The organism is uncultured Murdochiella sp. (assembly GCF_902488755.1).
In the GTDB taxonomy this organism is placed as follows: Bacteria; Bacillota; Clostridia; order Tissierellales; family Peptoniphilaceae; genus Murdochiella.
Genome location: NZ_CABTXF010000066.1, coordinates 1 through 4,701 on the forward strand (window position 1 = coordinate 1; position 4,701 = coordinate 4,701).

Annotated in this window: 9 protein-coding genes; all 9 read right to left on the reverse strand. The window is 53.1% G+C overall.

Annotated elements, in window-relative coordinates:
* On the reverse strand, positions 1 to 269 hold a 269-nt coding region (gene rplP, locus RDL68_RS06010), incomplete at its 3' end, for a 50S ribosomal protein L16 (protein ID WP_308540774.1).
* A 21-nt stretch (positions 270 to 290) separates the two neighbouring features.
* Complete coding sequence (gene rpsC, locus RDL68_RS06015; protein ID WP_308540775.1) at positions 291 to 1,091, reverse strand: 30S ribosomal protein S3; 801 nt, start codon at positions 1,089 to 1,091, stop codon at positions 291 to 293.
* Complete coding sequence (gene rplV / locus RDL68_RS06020) at positions 1,091 to 1,438, reverse strand: 50S ribosomal protein L22 (RefSeq protein WP_308540776.1); 348 nt, start codon at positions 1,436 to 1,438, stop codon at positions 1,091 to 1,093. The genes rpsC and rplV overlap by 1 nt, the downstream gene beginning before the upstream one ends.
* 10 nt (positions 1,439 to 1,448) lie before the next feature.
* Entirely contained in the window at positions 1,449 to 1,733 is a 285-nt protein-coding gene (rpsS, locus tag RDL68_RS06025; protein WP_308540777.1) for a 30S ribosomal protein S19, read from the reverse strand.
* 12 nt (positions 1,734 to 1,745) lie between these two features.
* Positions 1,746 to 2,573, reverse strand: a complete 828-nt coding sequence (rplB, locus tag RDL68_RS06030) for a 50S ribosomal protein L2 (protein ID WP_308540778.1) — start codon at positions 2,571 to 2,573, stop codon at positions 1,746 to 1,748.
* A 15-nt stretch (positions 2,574 to 2,588) separates the two neighbouring features.
* Entirely contained in the window at positions 2,589 to 2,882 is a 294-nt protein-coding gene (gene rplW, locus RDL68_RS06035) for a 50S ribosomal protein L23 (protein ID WP_308540779.1), read from the reverse strand.
* Positions 2,882 to 3,505, reverse strand: a complete 624-nt coding sequence (gene rplD, locus RDL68_RS06040; protein WP_308540780.1) for a 50S ribosomal protein L4 — start codon at positions 3,503 to 3,505, stop codon at positions 2,882 to 2,884. The genes rplW and rplD overlap by 1 nt, the downstream gene beginning before the upstream one ends.
* A gap of 11 nt (positions 3,506 to 3,516) precedes the next feature.
* The gene (gene rplC, locus RDL68_RS06045) at positions 3,517 to 4,152 is read right to left on the reverse strand and encodes a 50S ribosomal protein L3 (protein ID WP_308540781.1); all 636 of its coding nucleotides are present in this window, start codon (positions 4,150 to 4,152) and stop codon (positions 3,517 to 3,519) included.
* A gap of 47 nt (positions 4,153 to 4,199) precedes the next feature.
* Positions 4,200 to 4,508, reverse strand: coding sequence for a 30S ribosomal protein S10 (rpsJ, locus tag RDL68_RS06050; protein ID WP_071705369.1), 309 nt, complete (start codon positions 4,506 to 4,508; stop codon positions 4,200 to 4,202).
* Positions 4,509 to 4,701: the final 193 nt, after the last annotated feature.

Below are 4,701 nucleotides of genomic sequence, written 5' to 3' on the forward strand. Positions count from 1 at the left end.
GGAGCACCTTTACCGGAACCCATACGTACTTCCGCCGGTTTTTTTGATACCGGCTTATCCGGAAAAACTTTAATCCAGACATTTCCGCCACGCTTAATGTAGCGCGTCATCGCACGTCGAGCCGCTTCAATCTGATTGGCGGTCATCCATGCCGGCTCTACCGCCTGCAGACCGTATTCTCCGTATGTCACCGTATTTCCGCGAAGCGCCATGCCCTTCATTCGACCGCGGTGAACGCGACGGCGTTTTACTCTTTTTGGCATTAACATAGTACTACCTCCTCACCCGGTCTATTGCTCGCGCTGAGGGCGCTCGCCACGGCCTTGTCCTTCGCGACGGTTTCCTCTACGTTCTCCGCCACGGCGGTTATCCCGGCGATCCTGGCGATTATCATCGCGACGATCACGGCGACCACGGCGCGGTTCACGACGCGGCGGCTTCGGCATTTCGGCTTCCTTCATACCCGGAAGAACTTCGCCGATGTAAATCCAGACCTTAATACCAACCGCACCGGCAGTGGTTCTTGCCACCGCTTGTCCGTAACGAATGTCCGCGCGCAGCGTCTGCAGAGGAATGGTGCCTTCGGAATAATGCTCGGAACGTGCCATATCTGCACCGCCCAAACGTCCGGCAGCCACCGTTTTAATTCCCTTTGCGCCGGCACGCATACTGCGCTGAATCGCTTGTTTCATCGCACGACGGAACGTCACGCGGTTTTCCAAATCGGCAGCGATGCGTTCCGCTTGCAGCTGCGCATCCAAATCCGGATTGCGGATTTCTTCTACGTTGATCAGAACCGTCTTCTGCGTCAGCTTTTCCATGCGCTTTTTGAGCTCTTCGACCGCTGTGCCGCCTTTACCAATCACCACACCCGGCTTTGCCGTGTTAATGGTGACGCGGACGCGACCCATGGTGCGCTCAATTTTAATATCGGAAATGCCTGCTTCAAACAATTCCTTTTTGACCATTTTACGGATCTCATGATCCTCTTTAATCAGCTTAGGAAACTGTGCGCTGCCTGCGAACCAATTGGAATCCCAATCCTTAATGACGCCGACGCGCATTCCCTTCGGATGTACCTTTTGACCCATTAGCGCTCTTCCTCCTCTTTTTCACTGACCACAACGCCGATGTGCGATGTTCTCTTGAGAATCGGATATGCCGCACCCTTCGCTTTCGGATGCCAACGCTTCATGGTCGGGCCGTCATTTGCCCACGCCTGGCTGACCACCAACGTCTCGCGATCCAAGCTCATGTTGTTTTCTGCATTGGCAATCGCCGAACGCAGAACCTGTTCCAGCACTTCCGCGCCTTTTTTCGGGGTGAAATGCAGAATGGTCAGCGCTTCATCCACCTGTTTGCCGCGAATCTCTTTGCAGATGTAGTTCACCTTGCGGGGAGAGACGCGAACATATTTTGCTTCTGCTCTTGCTTCCATGTCCTACCTCCTACCGTACGCCACTCTGCTTATCCGATTTTGCGGCATGTCCCTTAAATGTACGAGTGGGAACAAACTCGCCGAGTTTGTGTCCGACCATATCTTCTGTGATATAGATGGGGACGTGTTTTCTTCCATCGTGAACGGCGATCGTGTGTCCGACAAACTGCGGGAAGATCGTCGAGCGACGTGACCACGTCTTGATCACCATTTTCTTATTGGATTCGTTAAGAGCCTCCACCTTTTTCATCAGGTGGTCATCGACAAAAGGCCCTTTCTTCAAAGATCTGCTCATGCCATCCTCCTGTTACTTCGTGCGACGACGAACAATCATCTTGTCGGATTGTTTCGCTTTACGGGTCTTCACGCCACGTGATTTTTTGCCCCACGGGGTCATCGGTGCCGGACGACCTACCGGTGCGCGTCCCTCACCACCGCCGTGCGGATGGTCTACCGGGTTCATCGCCGAACCACGTACATGCGGCTTGCGACCAAGGTAGCGTTTTTTACCGGCTTTACCCAGACGGACAAGACCGTGGTCAGGATTGCCGACCGCGCCGATCGTCGCTTTGCAGTCCAACGAAATCAAGCGATATTCGCCGGAAGGCATACGAAGCTGCGCATACTTGCCTTCTTTTGCCATCAGCTGTGCTTCAGCGCCTGCCGTGCGCACCAGCTGAGCGCCTTTTCCGGGCTTCATTTCCACATTATGAACGGTCTGACCGACCGGAATGAAGCGAAGCGGTAAGGCGTTGCCGACCGTAATATCGACGTTTTCGCCGGACTCGACACGCTGACCGACTTTCAATCCGCGCGGCGCTAAAATATAGCGTTTTTCACCGTCTGCATAAACCAGCAAGGCGATATTGGCGGAGCGGTTCGGATCATATTCAATCGAAAATACTTTCGCCGGAATATTGTCCTTGTTGCGCTTAAAATCGATGATGCGGTAACGACGTTTTGCACCGCCGCCACGGAAACGCAGTGTCGTGCGACCGTTGTTGGTGCGTCCGCCCGAACGCTTCAGGTTGACCGTCAGCGACTTTTCCGGGGTCGATTTGGTGATTTCCTCAAAGGTCAACACGCGCATAACGCGGCGACCTGCCGAGGTCGGTTTATATCTTCTGATTCCCATTGCATCCCTCCTCGATTACATTCCTTCGAAGAACTCGATTTCTTTCGAGTCTTCCGTGAGGGTGACGATGGCTTTCTTCCAGTCGGAGCTCTTCGTCTTGTGGTTCCCCACACGCTTGGTTTTACCTTTCATGGTAATCGTGTTCACACGCTTAACCTTGACGCCGTCGAAGGATTCTTCAACAGCATGGCGGATTTCCGCCTTATTGCATTTGGAATCCACGCGGAAGGTGTATTTGTTTTCCGCCATATCCGCCATGGACTTCTCCGTGATGACCGGAGCAATGATGATATCAAATGGAGATTTCATTATTGAAAGACCTCCTCTGCCTTTTTCACCGCATCCTTGGTCATAATCAGCGAATTGAAACGCATGAGATCATACACGTTGATGCTGTTGACCTCGACGGTTTCGACCATCGGGATGTTGCGGAAGGAGCGGATCAACTGCTCATCCGCCTCATGAACAACGATATAGGCTTTCTTGTCGGCATGAATCGCATTGAGTACCGCCGCCGCCTGCTTCGTACTAAAGGCATCCAATTTCAGGCTGTCCAGTACGATGAGTTCGTCTGCGCGAACTTTTGCCGTCAGCACCGATTTCAGTGCCAGACGACGAATCTTTTTCGGGGTCGTATACCGATAGCTGCGCGGTTTAACAGCAAACACCATACCGCCGCCTCGCCAGTTCGGCTGCGTTCTCGAACCAGCACGTGCGCGACCGGTACCTTTTTGACGATACGGTTTGCGACCGCCGCCACGAACTTCCGCGCGCGTTTTTGCCGATTGTGTGCCCTGGCGTTTGTTCGCCAATATATTCTTTACCACGGTGTAGACGGTATGCTCGTTGACGTCAACGTCAAACAGCTCCGGAGCCAGCTCCAGTTCGCCGACGACTTCACCGGTCTGCTTTACTACATTCACTTTTGGCATTTCCGTCCTCCTTACTTCGTCCGGGCTTTCTTCGCCGCACGAATCGTCACCAGTCCGCCTTTCGGACCGGGCAGCGCACCCTTAATGAGGATCATGTTGTTTTCCTCATCCACGCGCACTACAGTCAAGTTCTGCACGGTTACTCGATCATGTCCCATTTTTCCGGATCCCTTCGTGCCCGGGAAAACACGTGCCGGATACGAACCGGCCGCACGTGCTCCGCCGACGCGATGGGACTTAGAACCGTGTCCCATAGGACCACGACCATAGTTCCAACGGCGAATAGCACCCTGCGTGCCTTTACCTTTGGACGTGCCAACCACGTCAATCACATCTCCGGCAGCAAACAGGGAAACGGTAAATTCTTGTCCCGGTTCAAATGTCTCGCCTTCTTCTACGCGAATTTCACGTAACGTTTTTTTATAGGCGACGTTTGCTTTGTTAAAATGCCCTTTCAGCGGCTTCGTGAGCTGTTTTTCTTTTTGCTCGGCAAAACCGACCTGAATCGCATTGTAGCCGTCCGTTTCCGTCGTCTTGACCTGTGTGACGACCATGGGACCGGCCTGTACGACCGTCACCGGGATGACGATGCCGTTTTCATCGAAGATCTGGGTCATCCCGACCTTCTTGCCTAAAATACTCTTCACGAGTTCCTCCTTTACAGCGGATCGCTTTCGCGATCATTCTAATGGGGTTACAGTTTGATCTCGATGTCCACACCTGCCGGCAAATTCAGCTTCTTGAGCGCTTCCAGCGTCTTGACATTGGGATTAACGATGTCAATTAAACGCTTATGCGTTCTCTGCTCGAATTGCTCACGGGAATCCTTGTACTTGTGAACAGCACGCAGGATGGTGATGACCTCTTTGTCTGTCGGCAGCGGAATCGGTCCGGAAACGTCTGCTCCGGAGCGTTTGCACGCTTCGACAATTTTCGCCGCTGATGCGTCGATGACTTCATGATCGTAAGCACGAAGCCGGATTCTGATCTTCTGATTCGCCATTTTTCCTCCTTGGTTTTGCGTCCCTTCCGACAGAATGATTTTTTCTGCTGGTTCGCACAGAGAGTGTTTTGCCTCTCTATGCCTAAGGAAGGGTTACGCCGGTTCGCCGATACACTGAGCCGGGCGTGTCCTACTCCCGCCTAAAAAAAGAAATACCGGTTTTCCGTCGTTCGTATGCCGTCTTCTGCTTGAA

Excerpts from the sequence above, each read along its gene's own strand:
- rpsC (WP_308540775.1), bottom strand. The coding sequence starts at position 1,091 with ATGGGTCAAAAGGTACATCCGAAGGGAATGCGCGTCGGCGTCATTAAG.
- rplV (WP_308540776.1), bottom strand. The coding sequence starts at position 1,438 with ATGGAAGCAAGAGCAGAAGCAAAATATGTTCGCGTCTCTCCCCGCAAG.
- rpsS (WP_308540777.1), bottom strand. The coding sequence starts at position 1,733 with ATGAGCAGATCTTTGAAGAAAGGGCCTTTTGTCGATGACCACCTGATG.
- rplB (WP_308540778.1), bottom strand. The coding sequence starts at position 2,573 with ATGGGAATCAGAAGATATAAACCGACCTCGGCAGGTCGCCGCGTTATG.
- rplW (WP_308540779.1), bottom strand. The coding sequence starts at position 2,882 with ATGAAATCTCCATTTGATATCATCATTGCTCCGGTCATCACGGAGAAG.
- rplD (WP_308540780.1), bottom strand. The coding sequence starts at position 3,505 with ATGCCAAAAGTGAATGTAGTAAAGCAGACCGGTGAAGTCGTCGGCGAA.
- rpsJ (WP_071705369.1), bottom strand. The coding sequence starts at position 4,508 with ATGGCGAATCAGAAGATCAGAATCCGGCTTCGTGCTTACGATCATGAA.